This window comes from Candidatus Methylomirabilota bacterium (genome assembly GCA_028870115.1).
Lineage (GTDB): Bacteria > Methylomirabilota > Methylomirabilia > Methylomirabilales > Methylomirabilaceae > Methylomirabilis.
The window spans coordinates 130,482-154,002 of sequence record JAGWQH010000082.1; the positions used below are offsets into that span (position 1 = coordinate 130,482).

Here is a 23,521-nt window from a genome sequence, read left to right on the forward strand (position 1 = left end):
TTTTACTTTCTGTAACGCGTACATCATGTCAACCAACAGGACAGCTCATTCGTTTATAATAGCGAGATCACGGAATGGATGATGTCAAGCCGAATGTAGCGCCAGGCCACGCGCGGTGTGAGGCGCTCTATCGCGAGCACGGCGCGCGCCTGCTGCGGTTGTGCCGTCTCCTGTTGCGCAGTCCCCAGGAGGCCGAGGACGTTATCCAAGAGGTATTTCTCAAGCTCGTCGAGCGTGATGCGGGGTCGGACCGTGCGATGGCATGGGGGCCTTGGCTCACAAGGGTTGCGATTAACGCGTGTCGTGACCGGCAGCGGGCAGCGTGGTGGCGCCTCTGGGACAGGACGGCAGCGGAGATTGAGCTTGTGGACCGCGACCCGACGCCGGATACAGCCGCGCTGGCCGGCGAAACCCGCGGCCACATCTGGCGCGCCTTCCGGCAGCTCTCCCAGCGACAGCGAGAGGTCTTTGTGCTGCGGCACCTCGAGGCCTGGCCGACCCAGGATGTGGCGGACGCGCTGGGCTTGAGTACCGGAAGTGTGAAACGCCATCTGTTTCGAGCGGTGGCGCGTCTGCGAGAGACGCTCGGAGAAGATCCATGAGGCGATGTCTGGGGGAACGAAGTCTGCTGCTCGTCCATTACGGTGAGGGCCGTGCCGCGCACCTGGCTCACATCGAGACCTGCTCCAACTGTGCGGCCCGGTACCGGCGGTTGGCCCAAGACCTCGAGCTGATCGGCCACGCGCTGGAACGGCTGCCGTCCGCGCTCCCCGTCCGTCGTCCGGAAAGGGCCTCCTGGCGGCGCCAAGTCACGATGGCCACCGCGCTGGCGGCGGGGGTGGTGATGGTGGTTGGCGTCGGGGTCTGGCAGTGGCGTGGCGCCCAGGTTCTGGTACAGCGCCAACGGACCGCCGACGAGACCCAAACCTTGCATTTCCTGGCTGACGTGTCCATCGGTCTTTCCGCATCGAGCGATGGGGAGGTCTCAGTGCTTCCGCTCGCGTCAGATAGAACCGATCAAGAAGAGATGATGCTGGAAGAGCCGAACGGCTCGCCGCGCGAGGTGGAAGAGACATGGATGCGCGATAGCGCGTCAGACACTGACATATGGGGAGGGCCTGGAGATGCACACACGTAAAAAACGCCATGGGGTGGTGGTCCTGATGGCGATCTTGGCGGCGAGTCTGTGGACGGCCTCCGCCTACGGTCAGTCGCACCGAGACCGGGCCATGCGATGGGAGCGTGGCGACGAGGGACTCTTCCTCCCGCTGCTTGTCAGCGGGGCGGGGCTCACGGAGACCCAGCAGGCGCAGCTCAAACAACTTGTGGCAAGCCATCGCCCCAGGGTTGATGCCCTCCAGCGGCAGTTTCGAGCCGCCCGCGAGCAGTTGATCGAGAAGCTCTACACCCCGGGTTCGCTGAAGGCCGACGACCTTACCTCATTGAGACAGCAGATCGGCACGCTTCGCGAATCGCTTGCGCAAGAGTCACTGCAAGTCGCCCTGGAAATTCGCAAGCTGCTTACTCCCGAGCAACTGGCCAAGGCGAAGCAGCGTCGGCAGCGGCTGAACGAATTACGCGCGGAGATGCGGAGTCTCCTCGAAGAGGAGCGCTAAGGGGCGGAGAGGCCAAAGGACACGGGCCCATATCCTCCTTCCAGCGGAATACGGATGGCCGGCGGCATCTTGGTGGTTGATGATAGTGAGGGCGAGCGGACCCTCTTGGCGAACCTCTTGGGCAGGAGCGGGTATCGCGTCACCACGGCCTCTGATGGAATGCTCGCGTGGAGGCTCTTGCAGCAGTCCTCAGTGTCTTATGATCTCGTCATTACGGATTTCACTATGCCGATGATGAACGGGATCGAGCTGCTGGAGAAGATTCAGGCGGCGTATCCGCGGATCAGGGTCGTTCTCGTTACCGGCCACGGTTACCTCGGCAACACAATAACCTCGAAAGCCCAACGGAAGGGCGCTTTCGCGGTGCTGCCAAAGCCCTGCAGCTTCGAGCACCTGCACGAAACCATCAAGCGCGCCCTATTGCAGTCCCCCGCGACCGAAGGACCAGTCCCAAGCCCGTAAGTTTCCGAACAAAGGTGCGCCTCTCCGCTCCACCCACGCAGTGAACAACCGGATGAGGGTTGCAGCTTTGCGATGTGGTAAATCAGTTCTGCGCACGTGTCCAGGAATGGGTGTAGGGATTCGCTGGGAGAAGTGCTGATCTGAAAAAGCGCGAGAATCCGAAAAGGCGTGATAGCGCATTACAAACGTGGTAATATCTTTGCAAGTTCTCAATCGATCGGCTCTGACTGGGCTCACTGACACCGACAAGAGTGAGGCAGCAGCATGACGATGACAGGCGCTGTGCGGCGCGGAATGATTGGAATCCTGGTCCTCTTACCGGCGGTCCCGCTCGGCGCTGTTGGGTCGCTCCCTCCGCCATCCCTGCCCCGCCCCCTCCTCACTAGCGGGGTCCCGACGAGCATTCCGGATTAGCCTGTATGTTGCGTGGTTCGCTCGCCGAGCGAGTGGCGACCTCAGCGAACCGCCCCCCATCCGCATCGTCCCGAGCGGCAGATCGATGGACCTGATGTCACCAAGCAGGAACAGCCCAGAACCTCGCGGACAACGATGCCTCGAACGGACATTCTCATTCCCCTCGACGGATTCTCAAATTATTCGCGAGCCTCATTGTGAAGATCTCGCAGGGGTGAGAACTGGAGACGAGCTGTGAAAGGAATCCTCAAGATCGCCTATAAACTCTTAGTCAACGACAGAGCCAAATTTGCCGCATTATTGGTGGGGATCACATTTGCGGTGTTCCTGATGATTCAGATGACGTCCATTTTTGCCGGGATCTTAAGCAAGGCCTCCGCCACCGTTACAAACGTCGGCGCCAAGGTGTGGGTGATGGACCGGGCAGTCACAACGGTTGCAGCCAGCATCCCCCTGCCGGATTACATACTGGACGCCGTCCGAAGCATCGACGGCGTCAAGTATGCTGTTCCGCTCTATTCCGGAGCGGCCCTTGTCAAGCTTCGGAGCGGTGTGTATCAATCGGTCACGGTCCTGGGTCTGGACGATACCAGTCTGTTTGGCAGGCCCGAGCTTCTCGAAGGGCAGATCGAGGATATCTATGCAGAGAATGGGTTTGTCGTCGTCAAGGACGAAGAGTTCTCCAAGCTGGGGAATCCGAGGCTCGGCACCGAATTTGAGATCAACGACCATCGAGGCGTCATCGTGGGCGTTGCGAAGGTGGCGACCAGCGGACTCTTCGGCCTGCCGACCCTATACACCACATTTAATAGAGCGATCCAATATATTCCATCTACGAGATACACCATCTCCTATATCTTGGTTGAGCCAAAGAACAGCGAGGCCATCCCCTCCATCAAACAGCAGGTCGAAAGGTTGGGGTATGAGGCCCTGACGGAAGACGAATTCAGTCGGAGGATCTCTGACTTCTATAAGTATCAGACGGGCCTCGGCACGAATATACTCTTGATGACCGTTATAAGCTTTATCGTGGGTCTGTCTATTTCAGGGCAAACCTTTTATACGTTCATCCTGGAGAACCTTGATAAGTTCGGAGCCCTGAAGGCGATTGGGGCTAAAGGCTCCGAGCTGATCTACATGATACTCTTTCAGGCCGGTTTCACCGCACTCACGGGCTATGGTCTTGGGATCGGCTTGTGCGCGCTCCTCATCACCATCGCAAAGATCCGGCTCCCCAGTTATGCGTCCATGATCACGTATGCCAATCTGGGGCTCGCCTTTGTCATGGTCCTGATTATCGCGGCGGTGTCCAGTTATATTGCGGTCAGAAAAGTGCTCAAGATCGAGCCGTTCGATATTTTCAGGGGCTAGCATGGCGCGTCCGGCGATCAGAGCAGAGGGACTGGCCAAATGGTTCGGGGAAGGTGATGCCAAAACCTATGCGGTAAGAAGCGTGACCTTTGACGCGTACTTCGGGGAACTGCTCTACATCGTGGGTCCTTCCGGGAGCGGGAAAACAACGTTGTTGAGCATGATCTCCGGGATCCTTCGGCCGAATTCCGGCACGGTGCACGTGGAGGATATCGAGGTGTGGAGCTTGCCCCCCGATCGGATTGCCGATTTCAGATTGAAGACGGTGGGATTTGTGTTTCAGGATTATCACCTCTTTCCACGCCTGACGACCGTCGAGAACGTAGCCATTCCCCTTATCCTGAAACGACGCGAGTGGAATGAATCGATCAACGAGGCGATGCGTTATTTGGAGATCGTCGGGCTCAAGGAGAGGGCGCATCTGCCTCCGGTCAAGTTAAGCACCGGGGAGCAGCAGCGGGTTGCGATCGCGCGAGCGATCGTCGGCGGTCCGGATATCCTGATATTTGACGAGCCGACCGCGTCCCTTGACGGGGCCACAGGAAAAAGAATCCTGGAGTTTGTGAAGAAGGAGATCCTGAATCAGGATCGGTGTATTGTGACTGTTACCCATGACAACAGGATCTTCGAATATGCGGACCGAATATTAAAGATGGAGGACGGACACCTCGTGGGAATCGACAAAGGGGAAATTCGGTGAGGAATAAGATCATCTTTGCGCTTTCCATTCTTGGTGTTCTCACGGGATTGGTGAGCGCCTATCTGTACGGAACCCACAAAAAGCCGCTGCCTCCGGCGTTTAATCCGGCGCCGAATCCTTACGCCAAAGGCATCTATGCGACCGGCATCATTGAAAGCTACCAGACCAGCGGGCAGAATATCAACATCTATCCTGAGGTACCAGGCACCATTACACAGATTCTGGTTGCCGAAGGAGCGCACGTGCGTCAGGGCACGCTGCTGCTTCTGATCGATGATTCCATTCAGCGGGCAACGGTCGAGCAGCAGAGGTCGCAGGCGGAAGCGGCGCTGACGCTGCTTCAAGAGCTCAAAGCCCAGCCCAGGAAAGAGAATCTGGAAATCGCAAAAGCGCAGGTAGAGTATGCGAGCGCTAGCCTCAAAAGCGCGCAAGACGAGTTGGATAAACAAAGCCGGTTGCATGAACTTTACCCCAAAGGACTGAGCAGGGAGACGCTTGATAACGCGATCAACGCGGTTAAGGTCGCCAAGGCGAATCTCGACGTCGTCCGCAGACAATACGAACTCACAAAAGCCGGCGCCTGGACCTATGACATAGCGAATCAGGAAAGACAGTACGAGGCGGCGTCAAAAGCGTTCAGGGCTTCAAGCGCGTTGCTGGCCAAGTACACGATAAAGGCGCCGGTGGATGGCGTGATCCTCTCAGTCAAGGCTACGGTTGGCAGCTATATCTCCCCCCAAGGGACGTATGACGCTTATACCCAGGGACTGAGCCCCATCCTCGTTATGGGAAGTTCACAGGCTTACCTTGGAGTCAGATGCTACATTGACGAGATACTTATCCACAGACTGCCTCCGGCTTCACAGATGCGTGCGCAGATGTTTATTCGAGGGACGAACACCAGCATACCTCTGCAGTATGTGCGCGTGCAGCCCTATGTATCACCGAAGATCGCATTGTCAAACGAAAGAACTGAGAGGGTCGATGTGAGGGTGTTACCGGTCATCTTCCGGTTTGAGAAGCCGAAGGAGATCGATCTCTATCCCGGGCAACTGGTGGATGTGTATGTTGGAGAGAAGTGATAAAACGGAGTGGATCTCCCCCCGGAAGGTCTGTTGGCGAGCGCGCGCATGGGGAGGGGTTGTGTGCCACGAGGTGAGCAGCAGGCCCCTCGGTAACGTGGATCGTCAGCCGAGGCGTGAGGCAGAGAGGACATGGCGGTAAGACGAACGGAGGCTGTCCGCACGGTCGAATTGACTAAACGATTCGGCGAAGTGATCGCCGTGGACGCGGTCTCGCTGGAGGTTCCCGCGGGGCAGCTTTTCGGCCTGATCGGTCCGAACGGGGCGGGGAAGAGCACCATGATCAAGATGCTGACGACACTCCTCTCCTCCACCCGAGGCCGAGCGTGGGTCGCGGGGTTCGATGTGACAACCCAGCCCGCCGAGGTCCGCCGCCGGATCGGCTACGTTCCCCAGCTCCTCTCCGCAGACGGTGCGCTCACCGGGTATGAGAACCTGCTGGTATCGGCTCGACTGTACGGCGTGGATCGAGCAACGCAGGGGCGACGGATTCATGAGGCTCTGGATCTCATGGGGCTCAAGGATGCCGCTCACACCTTGGTTCGAGCCTACTCCGGGGGGATGATTCGCCGGCTGGAGATCGCCCAGGGGATGCTTCACCGCCCCTCCGTCCTTTTTATGGACGAGCCCACCGTGGGCCTCGATCCTGTAGCCCGCCGGACGGTCTGGGCGCACGTCCGGGAGCTCCAGAGTCTCTTCGGAACAACAATGGTGCTCACCACGCACTACATGGAGGAGGTCGAGGCGCTGTGTAAGGCGGTGGCGATCATCCACCAGGGCCGGATCGTGGCTATGGGCTCCCCGGCGGAGCTCAAAGCGCCAGTGGGCGCGGGTGCGAGCCTAGACGACGTATTTGTCCACTTTACAGGAGCCGCGATCGAGGCAGGAGGGGGCTACCGCGAGGTCCGACGTACCCGCCGGACGGCCCAGGCATTATCATGACGCGACTGAGTATCTTTGCGCGACACGTCTGGGCGATTGCCGATGCCGAGATTCGCAAACTGCGCCATGATCCGTGGGAATTGCTTACCCGGGCGGTGCAGCCTACGTTATGGCTGCTTGTGTTCGGAGAGGTGATGGGTGGGGTCCGCGGGCTGCCCACTGGGGGCTTCGCCTACTTGGATTTTCTGGTACCCGGCATCCTCGCACAAAGCGTACTGTTCGTCGCAATCTTCTACGGCATCTCCGTCATCTGGGAGCGCGACCTTGGGATCCTGCAGAAGTATCTGGTGAGTCCGGCTCCGCGGACGGCCCTCGTACTCGGAAAGGCGGTCTCGGCCGGGGTCCGCGGCCTCTCGCAGGCCGTGATCGTCTACCTGCTGGCGTTCCTTCTCGGGATCGCAACGAAGTTTCAGCCTATGGCCATTCTCGGTGTGCTTGTCCTGATTGTGCTCGGCGCGGCGCTCTTCTCCACCCTCTCGCTGATCGTTGCGTGTCTCGTCAAGACCCGGGAACGCTTCATGGGTATCGGGCAGGTGTTGACCATGCCGATCTTCTTCGCCAGCAACGCTATCTACCCGCTCAGCCTGATGCCGACCTGGCTCCGGACGATCTCGATCGCCAATCCGCTGACCTACCAGGTGGACGGACTCCGAACGCTGATGCTTCAGGGTGGGGCGAGCGGGTTGGGCCTTGAGCTCGACTTCGCCGTCCTGCTTGGGACCACGGCGCTGCTGGTCATCCTCGCCGCGGGCCTGTATCCCAGGATGGTTACGTAAGCGTCGTTGTCGATTCCGTGAACCGGGCAGGACGAAGGTCAGGATTCCGGCCCAGACGGAGATACCACCCCTAGCTGCTGCATGACGAACCCAAGGAAGTTGTGCTGCGCCCATCGCTCCACGATCTTCCCGCCTTCGATCCGGTAGATGACAATGCCGGTCATCTCTACCTTCTTTCCGGTTGGCTTGATACCCTTGAACTCCCCCATCTGCGTCCCGGTTCCGCTCACTCGCACCACTACCCTGTCGCCCTCGGCAATCAGATCGTGGATAACATGGGTACCATCAGGGTACGCGCTCGCAAACACCTTGAACGCCTGCTTGATTCCTTCCAGTCCGGGCTTCAGATCGGGGATCGGCGGTGGATCGTGATCGATCAGATCGGCGGAGAAGAACTCATCCAGCGCCGCGAAATTCTGCTTATCAGTCTCCTCGTAGAGACGACGCACCAGACGCTTGTTGTCTTCGATCGACATGTCACACCTCTTACTGCTGCATTCGCGGAGCTGAACGCGAAGCCTGATGGAAGCCCAACTCGGTTATTGGGTGCCGTACATTTAAAGCCAGATATTTTTGCCAAGTCAAGAGAAATCAATCGGAGTCCGGCAACATCCTCGACGAGCGCCACGCATCAGTCTTGGCAAGGTGTTATGGGGTCGGTGACTTGGAGCTGCGGCGAAGCTCGCGGTCGATGATCTTCTGGAACGTTTCCAACGGCAGGGCGCCAACGACAAGCCGTCCGTTGATAAAAAAGGTCGGGGTTCCGGTGATGCCGAGACGACTACCCTCCTGGATATCAGCGGCGACCGCTCCTGCATGCTTTCCGCTGTCCAGACATGTAGCGAAGCGGCTGGGATTGAGCTTCAACTGCTCAGCGAATCGTTTGAAGTCCGCGGTCGTCGCCTGAGCCTGAGACTCAAAGAGGCGGTCGTGATATTCCCAGAACTTCCCCTGCTCGCCGGCGCATCGCGCCGCCTCGGCCGCCTTCGGCGCCTTAGGGTGAAGGCTGACGATCGGGAAATCGCGGAACGCTAACCGTACCTGCCGTGGATAAAGTCGCACCATCTCCTTCAGTGTCGGGACGACCCGACTGCAGAACGGACACTGAAAGTCGGAGAACTCAACGATGGTGACCGGCGCACTCTTGGGACCTTGAGCAAAAGCTCCTTCCGCACTCACCGGGATCCGGATCGGTTCTGGCTCTTCCAGGAAGCGTTCGACCTTGGCGCGTTGCTCGAGGCCGGCCAAATAGGCGTGATGACCGGTCTGCGCCTTCTGGTCTCTCAGATAGTCGCGGACCTTGGGACGAAGCTCAGCTTCCTCTCCCTGAAGACGCGCCCTGTTCTGCGTCATGAATGCCGTGACCTCCGCGTCGGTAACCTCAGGAACTTTCGAGGTGACTTCCGCCTTCAAAAGCTCTTCAACCGTGATCCCACGCCGCTTGGCTTCGAGTGCCAGCAGGCGCTCTTCGATCAACTCTTCCAGCTTCGACTCCATCAGTTGAAACTTCTGATCTTGCAGCTTGGCAAGCTGCGGGGTCAGAGCCTTCTCAATCTCACCAAGCGTAATCACCTGGTCATCGACCTTCGCAGCTACTCCCGTTTGGACCGGTTTCACCGACGGTCCGGCGCTAAACGCGGGCTGCTGCCACAGAAGTACCGATAAGAGGAAGGCTCCATTGATAGCTATGGCCCGGCGTCCAAATCTGCTCTTTCCCAGTAACAGCATTACACCCTCCTTGTGATTGGTATCAGGCGGAACGATCCGAAACTTTGATTGCGCTAGGCCTGGACCAGAAAGTTTCGCATCATGTCCAGTTCCTCGTGCTCGAGATTGTGACAGTGATACAGATACAGACCCGTGTAATGGTCAAAGCGCTTCAGGATGGTCACCTTTTCTCCCGGCATCACCAGCACCGTATCCTTCCAACCGTTATCCACAAACCCTTGGCTGACCGAAGCATAACGTCGTTCGAATCCTGGCGCCAGCTCCCGCTTGAGCACCTGAAACGTCTGCCCATGGATGTGCATCGGGTGGGCCATCATCATCCCGCGTGCGCGGTGGTCCCGATTGACGAATTCCACTAGCTGCAAGGTGTTCAGCGGGATAATCTCCTCATCAACGACCTTGGTCAGTTCGAATGAGCGGCCGTTCAGCCGTGGCGACATCCCCCTCATCGACAGGTGGATCGACCTCGGAGTCCCGGCATTCGCAGCGTCTTGTAGCCGGTACCGCTTGATCGACGATAAACGGGGCGGGAGGACAAGCTGATCGCGCTCCTCCCGCGTGATGCGAACCGTCAGGATAGGGTACTCCGACCCGTTGGGCAAAGCGGCGCCCATCCTGCCCATCATCCCGCCTCGCATACCGCGCCCCATCCCCATCATCCCACCACCCCCTCCTCCCATCATGCCACCGCCCATTCCCATCATGGGCATCACACCAGAGAAGGCAGCGCTGCGTAGCGTCATTTCGTCACCGAGCTTTCGGCCGCGAAAATCTACCCAGATGTCTACCCGTTCACCGGGCGCCAGCATCACATAGTTACGGATCTCCGGCCTCTCTAGAAGTCCCCCATCGGTGCCGATCACGGTCAGCGGGCTCCCATCGCTCCACACCAACTTGTAGATGCGCGAATTAGAGCCGTTGAGGATCCGAAGACGGTAGGCTCGGGTCGCTACCGGAAGGACAAAATCCGGCTTGCCATTGACCAGTATCCGATCGCCTAGGAAGCCCATCCATCGATCATGCATGTGCGCGATATAGCGGAACTGGTTGTAGTCATCGAAACTACGATCCTGAATGATCAGTGGAATATCATGCGCATCGCGTGGCAGCTCCAGCGACTGCTCTTCAGCATCAGTCACTATGATCAGACCCGCCAGACCGTAGTAGACCTGCTCAGCGGTCCGTTTGTCGGTGTGCGAGTGAAACCAGTAGGTGCCGGCGCGATCGAGGACCGTGTATTTGTAAATAGAGGTCCGACCGCTCCCTGTCTGGTGTCTGGGGTGACCGTCGGCTTTTTCAGGCACAAGCAGGCCGTGCTGATGAATCACGCAGTCTTCCGGCAGCTTATTGTGGAAACGGACGCGAACCTTTTGCCCCTGGCGCAACCGTAATATAGGACCGAGATAGCTGCCCGGGATCTCCTCCACGGTGCCGGGCGGCCCCTTGATCAACTCGCCAGAAAACTTCCAGACCTTCGTCGGTCGATCCGACGAGAGAACCGGGAGTTCCGTAGTCAGGGCTGTTATCCCAACCTCGATATCCGGTTCCGATTGATCTGTTTGTTTCTGGGAATCCTGTTCGACCGCTGCAAACACCCAATTCGGAACTATGGTCGTAGCGACTGCGCCGAGACCGAGGTACTGTAAGAGCCTTCTTCTGGAGAGGTCAGTTGCGTTGCTCATAGGATGCACGCCTCCTGCTCTAGGTGTTCCTTATGAAGAGACCATGGCGTATGAGGCCGAAGCCTTTTTGAGATGAAGGTTAAACGGGTGGTAGCCCACCTCAAGCAAACACAGTCCATGTGGGGAGATCGTCTTTGATGCCATATTACGATCTCTTCCTTCAAGTATTGCTTTAAGGTATTCAGACCGCAATCTCCCCCGCCCAACGTCCAGCAAAGTCCCCATGACGATTCGGATCATGTGACGCAAAAATCCATCGGCTACAACCTCAAAGACCAGGTGATCCTCCTCCTGCCGGAATTCAGCCGCCAAGACCGTTCGGACTGGAGACTCTGCGGAGCTGTGAGCAGCTTGAAAGGCGCTGAAATCGTGGGTACCGACCAGACTCCTAGCCGCATCAGCCATAGCATTTGTCTGTAGAGCGTAAGGAACAAAAAAGGTGTAGCGACGCTCAATGGCGGATGGGTACGGCCGCGTGAGCAGGCTATACCGGTACCGCTTCCAGTGAGCCGAGTATTGGGCATGAAAGTCGCCGTCCATTTCCTCTACTGCCGTAACGACAATATCTGGCGGCAGCGCGCTGGTCAGGGCTCGCCGAAAGGTGTCCGGTGGATGGTAAAATTCAGCGCGAAGGCTCGCGACCTGACCAAGGGCGTGGACGCCGGCATCGGTCCGGCCCGCGCCCATCACATGAATGTCTTTCCCGACAATTCGCTTAACGGCTTCCTGTAACGTGCCTTGAATGGTCGTCATCCCAGGCTGGACCTGCCAGCCATGATAGTTGGTCCCGTCATATTCAATTGTCAATTTAAACGTCGGCATCGCCATCCATAGCAAACCTGCTGCATACTGCTATATGGTCATTGCGAGCGACCGAATGGAGCGCGGCGATCTCACCGCGCACTTTTACCGCGAGATTGCTTCGTCGCTGCGCTCCTCGCAATGACACGACTCTTATAATGCGCTTGCAGTAGAAACACGAACAGGAGCGCCGATTCTGCGCTCCTGTTCACGGATTATCTGCGAAGCTCAAGGAGGGACCGTTCAAAGATAACGATCGATTAACAGCTCGGCAATCTGGATAGCGTTCAGGGCCGCCCCCTTTCGAAGCTGGTCTCCCACTACCCAGAGGTTGAGGGCATGATCGTTCGTAAGATCTTCCCTGATCCGACCTACAAAGCAGTCGTCCTTACCCGCCGCGAGGAGCGGTACCGGGTAGCGGCCCGCTTTCGGTTCATCGAGCACGACAAGCCCCGGCATCTTGGAGAGTAACTCTTTGGCCTTGTCTACCCCGATCTTCCGTTCCGTCTCGACGTTCATGGCGACCGAATGGGCTGTAAAGACGGGGACACGCACGGTCGTAGGCGAGACGCCGATCGATTCGTCCCCGAGGATCTTCCGAGTCTCGAAGACAAGCTTCAACTCCTCTTTCGTGTAGCCGTTCGGCTGGAACGAATCGATGTGGGGAATAACGTTGAACGCAATCTGTTTGGGAAACGCGCTGATCTCGATCGGCTTACCACTGGCCCAGGCCAGTGTTTGCCGTCTCAGCTCCTCGATCCCCTTCGCACCAGCGCCGGACACCGCCTGGTAGCTTGAGACGATGACGCGCCTGACCCGGCCATAGTCGTGCAGCGGCTTGAGCGGCATGAGCATGACGATCGTGGTACAGTTCGGGTTGGCGATGATGCCGCGGGTCTGATACCCGGCAAGCGCGTCCGGGTTGATCTCAGGAACCACGAGCGGGATATCAGGCTCCATCCGGAACGCGGAGCTGTTATCGATGACAACCGCACCGGCCCTGACGGCTGCCGGAGCGAACTGCTGACTGCGGGTCGCACCGGCGGAAAACAGAGCGATCTCAATCCCGTGAAACGAACGCTCCTCAAGCCGCTCAACCTTGATCTCATCCCCGCGAAAGGTCAGGCTCTTTCCGGTGGAGCGATCGGAGGCCAAAAGCTTCAGATGTCGAATGGGAAAGTTCCGATCTTCGAGCAGTCGAAGCATCGTTTCTCCGACTGCGCCGGTGGCTCCCGCGACCGCTACCGTATACGTTCTGTTCGCCATATCACGCCCTCGCGCCTACAGTCCCTTTGGCGCGGCCATATCTTTGAGCGGCCGCGCCGCGCCGACAATCTTATTGACTGCGTTCAGGTAGGCTCTCACGCTGGCCTCAATGACATCGGTCGAGGTTCCTCTGCCGATCACGGTATGGCCATTGACCTCCAGCTTCAGAACCACCTCGCCCAATGCATCCTTCCCTGCTGTGATCGCCCTGATCGAGTAGTCAGCCAGTCGCCCTTGGACCTTTGTGATCTGATCGATCGCTTTGTAGGCCGCATCCACCGGACCATCCCCCCAGCCTGATTCCTGGAAGATCTCATTGTCCCGCTTGAGCCGCACGGTCGCAGTGGGAACGATATTCATGCCGCTGGTGAACTGCAAATAATCGAGGGTATAGGTCTCGCCGGCGGCCAGGGCCTCCTCCTCGACGATGGCCAGCAGGTCGTCGTCGAATACCTCTTTCTTCTTGTCGGCCACGATCTTGAACCGGACAAAGGCCCTATTAACAGCCTCTTCAGGCAGTATCGCGCCAAGCTCTTCCAGTCGCTTCTTGAAGGCGTGCCGTCCGGAGTGCTTGCCCAGGACCAGTCGACTCTGAGGCACCCCCACCGATTCCGGCGTCATGATCTCATAGGTCAGCGGCTTCTGCAGCATGCCGTGTTGGTGTACGCCGGCCTCGTGCGCGAAGGCGTTGGCGCCGACAATGGCCTTATTCGGCTGGACGGGGATCCCGATGATGCTGGTCAGGAGCTTGCTGGATCGGTAGATCTCCTCCGTGTTGATGCCGGTCTCGAAGTCGAGCAGGTCTTTCCGCGTCCGAAGCGCCATTACGATCTCTTCGAGAGAGGCGTTGCCGGCGCGCTCACCGATTCCGTTAATGGTACACTCGACTTGTCTCGCGCCATTTCGGATCGCCTCAAGCGAGTTCGCCACCGCCAGCCCAAGGTCGTTGTGACAATGGCAACTGATTACCGCCTTATCGATATTAGGCACTCGATCGAACAGATTCTTGATCCGCGCTCCAAACTCCCAGGGGACACCATAGCCGACCGTATCGGGAATGTTGATTGTAGTAGCGCCTGCCTTGATCACCTCTTCCACGACCTTGCAGAGGTAATCCTGCTCGCTTCGATGGGCGTCCTCAGGCGAGAACTCGACATCATCGGTATAGCGCCTTGCATACTTCACCGCCGTAATGGCAGCCTGCAGGACCTCCTCCTGGGTTGATTTCAGCTTGTACGTGATGTGAATCTCGGAGGTGGCGATGAAAATATGAATTCGTGAGCGATCGGCATATTTCAATGCCTCCCAGGAGCGGTCGATGTCGATATCGCGAGTCCGGCAGAGACTGGCAATGATCGGTCCGCCCTTCAGGTTCTGGGCGATCGTCTTGACCGCCTCGAAGTCATCTTCTGAGGCGATGGCGAAGCCGGCCTCGATGACGTCGACTTTCAGGCGCGCCAGTTGCCTGGCCATCTCCAGTTTCTCCCTGGTATTCATGCTGCAGCCAGGCGCCTGCTCGCCGTCCCTGAGCGTGGTGTCGAAGATTACAATGTGCTTGCCCATCTCTTTCCCCAGCTATCGTCGCGTTACTACGCCCCTGTTGCTGCCTCTTGCGGCAACGAAACGGGCCTGTCTCCTTACGGTCCGCCTTCTCCGCCGATTAGACGCTCCACCGGCTCTGACACGTGTCTTCTGATTGGCGGGATCAAGCGAATGACGCCGGACAGGGCATAGAGAAAAAAGAATGAAAAGGCCACCAAGCTGGGCTCTGAAGCGATGACCAGGACCACGAGTGTCAGGCCGATGAGGAGCGCAAAGGGTTGGCGCTTCTTGATCTCGATCCCCTTCAGGCTACGATACCGGAGTCGACAGACCATTAAGAATGATAGGGCATAGACGATGACGACTATGAACGCAGACGTCATCCGATCTGAGAGCCACTCGCGCTGAAAGAGGACCAGCGAAGGCGACTCTCGCATGAAAAGCACAAAGGAGGCGATTACCGCTGCGGCCGCCGGAATCGGGAGACCGACAAAATAGCGCTTGTCGAGCGTCTGCGTCTGAACATTGAAGCGCGCCAACCTGAACGCGCCACTCGACACGAACAGCGCTGTCGGGATGATCGATCCGAACAACCATCCCATCTTGGTATAGGGTTTGATTGCCCATGCATAAGAGAGAATAGCAGGCGCGACGCCGAAAGCGACCAGGTCCGCCAACGAATCGAGCTGCACGCCGAAGTCGCTCTGAGTATTGGTCAGCCTGGCGACAGCCCCATCAAGGCCGTCCAGAATCAGCGCAACAAGAATCGCGATGGCCGAGCGGGTGTAATCGTCATTGTAGACGGCGACGATCGCGTAGACCCCGCATAGCAGGCTGCTGATGGTCAGCAAGCTTGGCAGGAGGTAGACTCCCCTCCGGCGACGGCCCCTTCTCATCGGAGCGCCCCCATCACAGTAGTTCCTCCATACACACGATCTCCGCGCTTCACGAAAAGCTCCGCACGCGCCGGAATAATGAGATCGACGCGTGATCCGAATCGAATCATTCCGATTCGCTCCCCGGCCTCAAGCTTTTGTCCGGAAACGACCCGGCAGACAATGCGTCTCGCGATAAAGCCTGCGATCTGTTTCACCAACAGTCGACCCTCCGGCGCCTTCAGCGCAATAAGATTCTGTTCGTTGTCTGCCGACGCCTCAGACTGCCACGCGAGCCGAAACGTCCCCGGTCTGTACTTCACCTCTTCGACCACTGCGGGAAACGGAGCGCGGTTGATATGCACATCGAGAACCGACAGGAAAATGCTGATCTGGGTGGCCGGCTCTCGCAACTCAGAGCCGATATACCGGGTGACCTGGACGACGGTCCCATCAGCGGGGGAAAGAATCAGTCCCTCACCCTTCGGAATGTCGCGTGGCGGATCACGAAAAAATAGCGCCACCAGCACAGCCAACACAAGTGTTGTAACGCTACCACTGTGCCATCCCGCAACCCATAGGATGACAGCCACGCTCAGCGGTATGAGGATAAACGGCCACCCCTCCCGTGCAATCGGTATCATCGTTCACACCGCGTACAACAGGGTATTTGATGAATAATTTTACTCATTTATACCATGGCTGGCGGCGATCTGCAAGGGAAATGGGCGCCTGAACGGGCTCATGTGAGAGCCCGCTTGATCAGTTCCGGAACAAGCCGAAGTGCTCGATCCAACTCATCGGGATTCTTTCCGCCCGCTTCGGCAAGATCAGGCCGCCCGCCCCCGCTCCCGCCGGTGATGCTTGCTATCTCCTTCACCAGTTTTCCGGCGTGCAGCCGCGAGGTGAGATCCGGCGTCACGGCCGCCACCCAGCCTACCCGTCCATCCGAGGACGTTGCCAGGACGATCACCCCGCTGCCGATCTTGGCCTTCAGTCGATCGGCAAGTTCCCGTAGAGCCCGTTGATCACACCGCTCGGCCTGACCTGCCACAACCGTAACCCCGGCGACTTGGGTCGCGTGCTTCAGCAACTCCTCCGCGATCTCCGCGCCCAGCTTGGCCCGAAGTTGCTGGACCTCCCGCTCGAGGGCGCGGGTAGAGTCGAAGAGGCGATCAACCTTTTCCGGTACTTCAAGCGGCTTGCTCTTCAGCCGATCGGCCGATTCCCGCAGGACCTCTCCCTCACGCTTCAGGTGCTGGAAGGCGCCAGGCCCCGTCAAGGCCTCGATCCGCCGTATCCCGGCCGCGACGCCTGTCTCATGAGCGATCTTGAACAGGCCGATCTCCCCTGTCGCCTTCGTATGGGTGCCTCCGCACAGTTCGATGCTGAAGTCGACAACGCTGACCACCCGCACCTCGTCGCCATACTTGTCGCCGAAGAACGCCAGCGCGCCTCTCGCCAGTGCCTCATCCAACCGCATCTCTTCGACCGTCACCGGCAGGTTGGCCCAGAGCTTCGTATTGACCATCTCCTCGATCTGTGTAATCTCGGCGAGACTCACGGGCCCGTAGTGCCGGAAGTCAAAGCGCAAGCGGTCCGGTGCAACCAGCGAACCCTCCTGTCGCACATGATCTCCGAGGATCTGTCGGAGCGCTGCGTGAACGAGGTGGGTTGCTGTATGGTTCTTGACCGTCGTATCGCGTCGGCTCACATCAACTGAAGCCAGGAGCCGCTGATCTCTCTTGATCTCACCCCGATTTACCCGAACTCGGTGGACGATCAATCCCGTAAGCGGCCGTTTGGTGTCCAGGACCTCCGCCAGGACCGTGTCACCTCGAAGGTACCCGGTATCACCCACCTGCCCGCCAGATTCTGCATAGAAGGGAGTCCGGTCAAGTATCACCTCGCCTTCCTGCCCCGCGATGATCCGATCGACCTGTTTGCCGTCAGCGATGACTGCAACTGCCGATGCCTGCAGTTCCACGCGCTCGTAGCCCAGGAATACTGTTCGCCTCGTCTTTGCAACATCATGGAACGCTTCTGCGACTCCTTGGACATCACCGAACGCTTTCAGGTACGCCCGCGACATATCGCGCTGGCGTTTCAACTCCGTCTCGAACCCGCCCCAATCGCATCCGACTGACTGCTCAGTGGCGATCTCATCGATCAGGTCCCGCGGCACTCCGTATGTATCGTACAGCTCAAAGAGCTTTGATCCTGGAAGGATGGCCTGCTCCGTCGTCTGAGATTTGACGTTCTGGATCAGGTCGTGCAGTCGAGGCAATGCCTCGCGCAGCACAATACCGAACCGGTCCTCCTCGATCCAGGCGAGGCGCGCGACATGTGCCCGACTCGCCGGCAACTCCGGATAGGCGTCCGTCATCAGGTCGATCACCTTGTCGGTGGTAGAGGCCAGGAACGGCTCGTTCAATCCCAGGAGGCGGCCATGTCGGAGCGCGCGCCGGAGGATACGGCGCAGTACGTAGCCTCGCCCCTCGTTGCTGGGCAGCACACCGTCCGCCAGCGCGAAGGTCACCGCCCTCGCGTGATCGGCGATGACTCGCATTGATACATCATCCTTCTCGTCCGCTCCGTATTGCTTCTGCGAGAGTTCCTCCACCGTCTCGATCAGCGGCCGGATCAGGTCGCTCTCAAAATTGCTCTTCACTCCCTGGCAGACCGCGGTCACCCGCTCCAGCCCGGCTCCCGTGTCGATGCTTGGCTTCGGCAGGGGCGTAAGCGTCCCAGAGGCATCGCGATTGTACTGCATGAACACCAGATTCCACAGTTCCAGATAGCGATCGCAGCCGCACTCAATATTACAGGTCGGCCGTCCGCAACCGATCGTCGGACCCTGGTCGAAGATTAACTCTGAACAGGGCCCACAGGGACCTGTCTCACCCATCGACCAAAAATTATCCTTTTCCCCCAGACGGACGACACGATCGGACGGCAGACCGGTGAGCCTTTGCCACAGTTCGGACGCCACATCATCATCCTCGTACACGGTGACCCAGAGCCGATTGGCCGGCAGTTCAAGCTCCCGAGTCAGAAACGCCCAGCCATATTCAATGGCGCCCTCTTTGAAGTAATCGCCGAAGGAGAAGTTGCCGAGCATCTCAAAAAAGGTGTGGTGACGGGCGGTGCGACCGACATTTTCCAAATCATTATGTTTGCCGCTGACGCGCAAACACTTCTGAATCGAGACGGCGCGCCGATAAGGACGCGGATCGGCCCCCAGGAAAACCCCTTTAAACGGCACCATCCCCGCATTGGTGAAGAGCAGCGTCGGATCGCCGACCGGGACCAATGAGGAACTGGCAACCACCGTATGGTCGTTCCGCTCAAAAAACCGTAAGAACCGTTCGCGGATCTCTCCGCCCGTCCATCGCGACATAACGTGTCCCGCTACTCCTGTTGCTCGTCGTGAAGCAGCCGCCAGATGATGTCGGCTGAAAATCCTCTTCGGTGAAGAAACCGCGCCACCGAAAGGGTTCGAGATGGAGCCGACAGACGCCCAAGCGCCGAAAGCTTACCTGCCATAGCCCGGCGGGCCGCCGGCTCTTCTCCCTCTTCGTAGACCTCTTCCAGGATCTCGCGCACGAGTTGCGCCTCAACTCCCTTGGTTTCGAGTTCCTTGCTGAGGCGATGCGGCCCCATCGGTTTGGTCTGCAGGCGGCTCCTGGCCCAGGCGGTCGCGAATCGTCGGTCGTTCAGGTATCCTTCCTCCTGCAACCGATCGATCGCTACCTGTGACTCAGTCCTCGCAAATCCTCTAACCGCCAGCACGCGAGCAAGCTCAGCGCGTGTTCTATCCCGAGCGGTGAGGAGGCGTACGCTGACCTTGTACGCCGCCTCAGCGGACTTCGGCTTCAGTGAAGCTTCCGTTCGCGAAAGCCTCCCTTTCGTTCCGAGGTCCAGGGTTGGTCCACCCCGCTCTCGATCCCTCGAATCTTGAGAGCGAAGTCGTTGGGGTTGCTGCTCCACCTCAGCGCCTCCTCGTAGCTCACCAGACCTTGCTGGTACAGACTCATGAGCGATTGATCGAAGGTCTGCATCCCATATTCTGATGTCCCGGCTGCGATGACCTCCGGAATGTTTCTGGTCTTGTCGGAGTCAGCGATGCATTCCCGAATGGTGGCGGTTGCAACCATAACTTCGACTGCCGGTACGCGGCCCCTGCCGTCGGCCCGTGGAATGAGGCGCATCGAGATGATACCACGAAGCAGCGACGCGAGTTGCAACCGGACCTGCTCCTGCTGGTAGGGCGGAAAGATCGCGATGATGCGGTTGACCGTTTCGGCGGCATCGATGGTGTGCAAGGTGCTCAAGACCAGGTGGCCTGTCTCGGCAGCCACAATAGCCGTGCTGATTGTATCGAAGTCGCGCATCTCTCCCACCAGGATCACATCCGGATCCTGGCGAAGTGCGCTGCGCAGTGCGACGGCGAACGACTCCGTATCAATCCCGACTTCCCGCTGGTTGATCAAGCACCGATTGTCCGGGTGGAGGAACTCGATTGGGTCCTCGATGGTTACGATGTGGCCGGTTCTATTGCTGTTGATATGACCGATCATCGCTGCCAGGGTTGTCGATTTCCCGCTTCCTGCGGTGCCGGTAACCAACACCATCCCCCTGGGCTCCATCGCCAGTTTCCCGATGATTGGCGGGAGATTCAGCTCTTCAATCGCTTCGATTTTGAGCGGGATGACCCGAAAGGTAACCCCCACCATTCCCCGTTGCTGAAAGAGGTTGGTCCGAAACCGTCCCAGCCCGGCAACGCCGTAGCTGACGTCGAGTTCCCGATATTGCGAAAACCGCTGTCGCTGCGGCTCCGTCGCCACAAGGCCGACCGTCGTATCGAGATCGGCTTCGGTCAGGTAGGGTCGGTCCTGCACTGGAACGAGCTGATGATCGATCCGTAGGACAGGCGGGGCGCCGACTTTCAGGTGGAGATCAGAGGCGCGTCGCTCGATGGCCAGTCTCAGCAGCCCATCAAGGTCGAAAGGCATCCCTCTAACGACTGCTCCATTCATTAAATGGTACCATTCAGCCCGCGAGGCGTCAACGCGCCTGCGATATTGCTGCCGCCTCGCCGGCGCCGGTCATCCCTAAGGCCGCACGCACCTTTCCTTCGATTTCGTCGCAGAGGGCGGAGTTCTCCTTCAAAAAGCGTTTGGCGTTCTCCCGTCCCTGGCCGATCCGCTCTCCGGCATAAGAGAACCAGGAGCCGCTCTTTTCAATAATCTTGTGTTCGACACCAAGATCCAACAGGCCTCCGGTCCGAGAGATCCCCTCACCGTAAATCAGGTCGAACTCCGCCTCTTTGAAAGGAGGGGCGACCTTATTCTTGACCACCTTGACCTTCACACGCGACCCTACCACATCCTCCCCTTCTTTGATGCTTGAGATCCTCCTGATGTCAAGCCGGACCGACGAATAAAACTTCAGGGCCCGGCCCCCGGTCGTGGTCTCGGGATTGCCGAACATAACCCCGATCTTCTCTCGAAGTTGATTGATGAAAATCACGCAGGTCTTGGACTTACTGATAGCCGCCGTGAGCTTCCGGAGCGCCTGAGACATCAGTCGGGCCTGAAGGCCCATCGTCGGTTCACCCATCTCGCCGTCGATCTCGGCCCGAGGCACGAGGGCGGCGACCGAGTCGATTACAACGACATCGATGGCTCCGCTCCGAACCAGGACCTCGGTAATCTCGAGGGCTTGCTCCCCCGTATCCGGTTGGGAGATCAGTACGTCATCGATGCTTACCCCCAGGGATCGGGCATAGGCGGCGTCCAGCGCGTGTTCGGCATCTACGAAAGCGGCGGAGCCACCCATTCGCTGCGCCTCGGCGATGATGTGCAGCGCTAATGTTGTCTTTCCGGAAGACTCCGGCCCAAAGATCTCGATGACGCGGCCCCGTGGCACTCCCCCTACTCCCAGCGCAGCGTCCAGTTCCAGCGAGCCGGTGGGAATAGCCGCAATGGGCACGAGCGCACCGGAACTGCCCATTCTCATGATGGCACCTTTACCGTATAATTTTTCAATCTGGGCGATTGCCAGATCCAGCGCGCGTTCCCGCTCTTTCCCGTCCCCCCGTTCCGCTGTCCTCTCCGCCATGCCAACCCTCCTTGACCCACAAGATCGCAGTCCACGAGCTACGCTCATCCCGGACAACCGTAGGCGATTTCAGACAGGTTGTCAAGAGTGCCCAACTGTTCCATCTCTACCCTTCACCACTCCTCTCACGGAGAAAAGCTTATCACGTCGACTACTGAATCCGCGAATGGCTAATGTTTCAGGCTGAAACCGACTGAAACATCCCGTTTCATGCAACAGCCACTTCTCGCATCTGATCCTCGCCTGCCGTCAGCACAGCGTATCGCTAGAATACCTTAAAAACAAATAGTTAGATAAATCTGCGATGAGATGTTGATTTTGGCATGCGGCTTGTTAACAAGAGTATCTGTTGCGATAAGAGGCGAATCCATCCTAAGGATTAACTTTAAGTGTATTTAGCTCACAGAATGGCGGGATGAATGTGAGGCGGTTGACAATGAAAGTGATCGTGACTGCTGGGCTTGCGGCGGCCTCGCTGTTCCCCGAGCTCCCGGCAACCGAAACCGCTGTGGGCACAGTGTCGGAGGACGGGTAGAAGGCGGCGGGATTAGAGAACGGAGACGGTAGTGGATAACATGAACGTAGATGAGAGGAGGTTGACACCATGATGTCGAACAATAGGTGTAACAAGGTGTGGTTCAGCGCAGTAGTAGCTCTTCTTGGCATTCTGACGTTCACGACCAGTTCCTTCGCGGCCCCTCAGGCGGCCCAGTGCCACGGCTCGCCGTCCCGTGCCCAACTGCGGGCTGCGTTGCACACCGCAATGGGTGCGCTCGGCAGCGGCGGGTTCGGACTGAATATGTGGGCCACTGTGGTCAATCGGGATGGCGTCGTGTGCGCCGCTGCTTTCTTTGGAGAGGCCGACGACCCGGTTACGGAGGCCTACGGCAGGGCACTCGAAGATTCGGGTCGCTCCGCTGATAACGGGCAGGCAAACGACCCGATTGCAGAGAGCTTCTGCAAAGCACTCTCAAATGCGAGTGAGTCCGGTCAGATTGGACGGTCGAAGGACCCGATTGCAATGGCCTACCGCAGGGCACTCGAAGATTCGGGTGGCTGTGTAATCCGGTGAAAATGATCATCGACTCCGGCCATGGTGATCGTGGTACGGAGCGATGCGACGCTGGCGCAGGGAAGGAGTAAACGTAACGGCACCGAACGATCAGCGACGAAGAGCAGTTCACACGGCGGCTGAAGCAGAGGAGATACGCGTGAACATGGACAGCAATGGCTGGATGTACGACAACAGCTTCTATAAACGCTTCGGCCTGACGCGCCGCGAGGTGGAGGTGCTCACCTGGGTTACCGATGGGAAAACCAATGCTGAGATCGGACAGATCCTCGGTACGAGCCCACGGACCGTACAGAAGCATCTGGAGCATATCTTCGAGAAGCTGGGGGTGGAGACGCGCACAGCAGCCGCTATGTGCGCATTCGCCTCAACCTCGTCTCAAAAGCGCCAAATAACCCTCTTACCTCACATTACAGCGTGAACAGTTGGCTAGGTTCCTTCACTAAGACAAAAATAGTTGTTTTATGAGTTCTATTATAATGTTGACATTCATATTCACTTCAGATAGTCAATGGCGAAGTGATTTGACTTTAAGAAAGCGGTTCTTACGATGTGGTGTTAAGGTCAAGGAGGGAAGCGATGAAGGGAAGCGTCGGGAGAGTGTGGCTCATCTCAGCCCTCATCATCGGGTGGATGAGACTCTCCGCATGGGCCGAGCCGCTCCCATCCAACCTCACAGCGCTCACGATCGAGCAGCTCATGAACATCGAGATCACGTCGGCATCCAAGAAGGGGGAGAGCCTATGGGACGCTGCGGCGGCGGCCTACGTGATTACGGGGGAGGAGATCCGTCGATCGGGTGTCACGAGCATCCCGGAAGCCCTGCGCCTGGCGCCGGGTGTTGAGGTCGCGCAGATCAATGCTCACCGATGGGCCATTTCCACTCGCGGGTTCAACAACGCCTTTGCGAACAAGCTCCTGGTTCTCATTGATGGACGGAGCGTCTACACGCCGCTGTTCGCCGGGGTCTTCTGGGACGTGCAGGACACCCTCCTCGAGGATATCGACCGGATCGAGGTCATCCGCGGACCTGGCGGGACCCTCTGGGGCGCCAATGCGGTCAACGGCG

The 23,521-nt window shown here is 58.4% G+C and carries 24 protein-coding genes; 12 read left to right on the forward strand and 12 right to left on the reverse strand.

Translation table 11 applies throughout. From position 1 onward, the window contains the following. Positions 1-74 precede the first annotated feature (74 nt). From KGL31_09685 to KGL31_09725, 9 genes are all read left to right on the forward strand, one after another. Positions 75-602, forward strand: a complete 528-nt coding sequence (locus tag KGL31_09685) for a sigma-70 family RNA polymerase sigma factor (GenBank protein ID MDE2322167.1) — start codon at positions 75-77, stop codon at positions 600-602. Beyond that, a complete protein-coding gene (locus KGL31_09690; GenBank protein MDE2322168.1) occupies positions 599-1,138 on the forward strand; it encodes a hypothetical protein in 540 nt (179 codons plus the stop codon). The genes KGL31_09685 and KGL31_09690 overlap by 4 nt, the downstream gene beginning before the upstream one ends. Continuing rightward, the gene (locus KGL31_09695; GenBank protein ID MDE2322169.1) at positions 1,125-1,616 is read left to right on the forward strand and encodes a periplasmic heavy metal sensor; all 492 of its coding nucleotides are present in this window, start codon (positions 1,125-1,127) and stop codon (positions 1,614-1,616) included. The genes KGL31_09690 and KGL31_09695 overlap by 14 nt, the downstream gene beginning before the upstream one ends. A 54-nt stretch (positions 1,617-1,670) precedes the next feature. Beyond that, positions 1,671-2,078, forward strand: a complete 408-nt coding sequence (locus KGL31_09700; GenBank protein MDE2322170.1) for a response regulator — start codon at positions 1,671-1,673, stop codon at positions 2,076-2,078. A 648-nt stretch (positions 2,079-2,726) separates the two neighbouring features. Further along, a complete protein-coding gene (locus tag KGL31_09705) occupies positions 2,727-3,863 on the forward strand; it encodes an ABC transporter permease (protein MDE2322171.1) in 1,137 nt (378 codons plus the stop codon). A gap of 1 nt (position 3,864) precedes the next feature. Next, positions 3,865-4,563 carry an ABC transporter ATP-binding protein gene (locus tag KGL31_09710; protein MDE2322172.1) on the forward strand — a complete coding sequence of 233 codons (699 nt, stop codon included), beginning with the start codon at positions 3,865-3,867 and terminating at the stop codon, positions 4,561-4,563. Next, entirely contained in the window at positions 4,560-5,645 is a 1,086-nt protein-coding gene (locus tag KGL31_09715) for a biotin/lipoyl-binding protein (protein ID MDE2322173.1), read from the forward strand. Before KGL31_09710 ends, KGL31_09715 begins: the two co-directional genes overlap by 4 nt. Before the next feature lie 132 nt (positions 5,646-5,777). Further along, positions 5,778-6,587, forward strand: coding sequence for an ATP-binding cassette domain-containing protein (locus tag KGL31_09720; GenBank protein MDE2322174.1), 810 nt, complete (start codon positions 5,778-5,780; stop codon positions 6,585-6,587). Beyond that, positions 6,584-7,363, forward strand: a complete 780-nt coding sequence (locus tag KGL31_09725) for an ABC transporter permease (protein MDE2322175.1) — start codon at positions 6,584-6,586, stop codon at positions 7,361-7,363. Before KGL31_09720 ends, KGL31_09725 begins: the two co-directional genes overlap by 4 nt. A 38-nt stretch (positions 7,364-7,401) precedes the next feature. On the opposite strand, the gene KGL31_09730 is transcribed toward KGL31_09725, so the two are convergent. From KGL31_09730 to recA, 12 genes are all read right to left on the reverse strand, one after another. Beyond that, positions 7,402-7,839 (reverse strand): ester cyclase, encoded by a 438-nt coding sequence (locus tag KGL31_09730; GenBank protein ID MDE2322176.1) that lies wholly within the window; start codon positions 7,837-7,839, stop codon positions 7,402-7,404. Between the two features lie 172 nt (positions 7,840-8,011). After that, the gene (locus KGL31_09735) at positions 8,012-9,091 is read right to left on the reverse strand and encodes a thioredoxin domain-containing protein (protein ID MDE2322177.1); all 1,080 of its coding nucleotides are present in this window, start codon (positions 9,089-9,091) and stop codon (positions 8,012-8,014) included. 53 nt (positions 9,092-9,144) lie between these two features. Continuing rightward, a complete protein-coding gene (locus KGL31_09740; GenBank protein MDE2322178.1) occupies positions 9,145-10,773 on the reverse strand; it encodes a multicopper oxidase domain-containing protein in 1,629 nt (542 codons plus the stop codon). Positions 10,774-10,803: 30 nt separating this feature from the next. After that, the gene (truA, locus tag KGL31_09745; protein MDE2322179.1) at positions 10,804-11,601 is read right to left on the reverse strand and encodes a tRNA pseudouridine(38-40) synthase TruA; all 798 of its coding nucleotides are present in this window, start codon (positions 11,599-11,601) and stop codon (positions 10,804-10,806) included. Between the two features lie 216 nt (positions 11,602-11,817). Beyond that, positions 11,818-12,840: an aspartate-semialdehyde dehydrogenase gene (locus tag KGL31_09750; protein MDE2322180.1), complete on the reverse strand. Its 1,023-nt coding sequence runs from the start codon at positions 12,838-12,840 to the stop codon at positions 11,818-11,820. Between the two features lie 15 nt (positions 12,841-12,855). After that, complete coding sequence (locus KGL31_09755; GenBank protein MDE2322181.1) at positions 12,856-14,403, reverse strand: 2-isopropylmalate synthase; 1,548 nt, start codon at positions 14,401-14,403, stop codon at positions 12,856-12,858. Between the two features lie 74 nt (positions 14,404-14,477). Continuing rightward, positions 14,478-15,278, reverse strand: coding sequence for a CDP-diacylglycerol--serine O-phosphatidyltransferase (pssA, locus tag KGL31_09760; protein MDE2322182.1), 801 nt, complete (start codon positions 15,276-15,278; stop codon positions 14,478-14,480). Beyond that, on the reverse strand, positions 15,275-15,901 hold the full coding sequence (locus KGL31_09765) for a phosphatidylserine decarboxylase family protein (GenBank protein MDE2322183.1): 627 nt from the start codon (positions 15,899-15,901) through the stop codon (positions 15,275-15,277). Before KGL31_09765 ends, pssA begins: the two co-directional genes overlap by 4 nt. A 98-nt stretch (positions 15,902-15,999) precedes the next feature. After that, entirely contained in the window at positions 16,000-18,657 is a 2,658-nt protein-coding gene (alaS, locus tag KGL31_09770; GenBank protein ID MDE2322184.1) for an alanine--tRNA ligase, read from the reverse strand. 11 nt (positions 18,658-18,668) lie between these two features. Then, entirely contained in the window at positions 18,669-19,049 is a 381-nt protein-coding gene (locus KGL31_09775) for a RecX family transcriptional regulator (protein ID MDE2322185.1), read from the reverse strand. An 83-nt stretch (positions 19,050-19,132) separates the two neighbouring features. Next, positions 19,133-20,272, reverse strand: coding sequence for a type IV pilus twitching motility protein PilT (locus KGL31_09780; protein MDE2322186.1), 1,140 nt, complete (start codon positions 20,270-20,272; stop codon positions 19,133-19,135). A gap of 52 nt (positions 20,273-20,324) precedes the next feature. After that, a complete protein-coding gene (gene recA, locus KGL31_09785) occupies positions 20,325-21,380 on the reverse strand; it encodes a recombinase RecA (GenBank protein ID MDE2322187.1) in 1,056 nt (351 codons plus the stop codon). Positions 21,381-21,984: 604 nt separating this feature from the next. Here recA and KGL31_09790 point away from each other — a divergent pair. The 3 genes from KGL31_09790 to KGL31_09800 form a co-directional block, all read left to right on the forward strand. Continuing rightward, positions 21,985-22,452, forward strand: a complete 468-nt coding sequence (locus KGL31_09790) for a hypothetical protein (GenBank protein ID MDE2322188.1) — start codon at positions 21,985-21,987, stop codon at positions 22,450-22,452. A gap of 43 nt (positions 22,453-22,495) precedes the next feature. Then, positions 22,496-22,873, forward strand: a complete 378-nt coding sequence (locus KGL31_09795) for a helix-turn-helix transcriptional regulator (protein MDE2322189.1) — start codon at positions 22,496-22,498, stop codon at positions 22,871-22,873. 158 nt (positions 22,874-23,031) lie between these two features. Then, positions 23,032-23,521, forward strand: a 490-nt coding sequence (locus KGL31_09800) for a Plug domain-containing protein (protein ID MDE2322190.1), incomplete at its 3' end; no start/stop codon positions are given.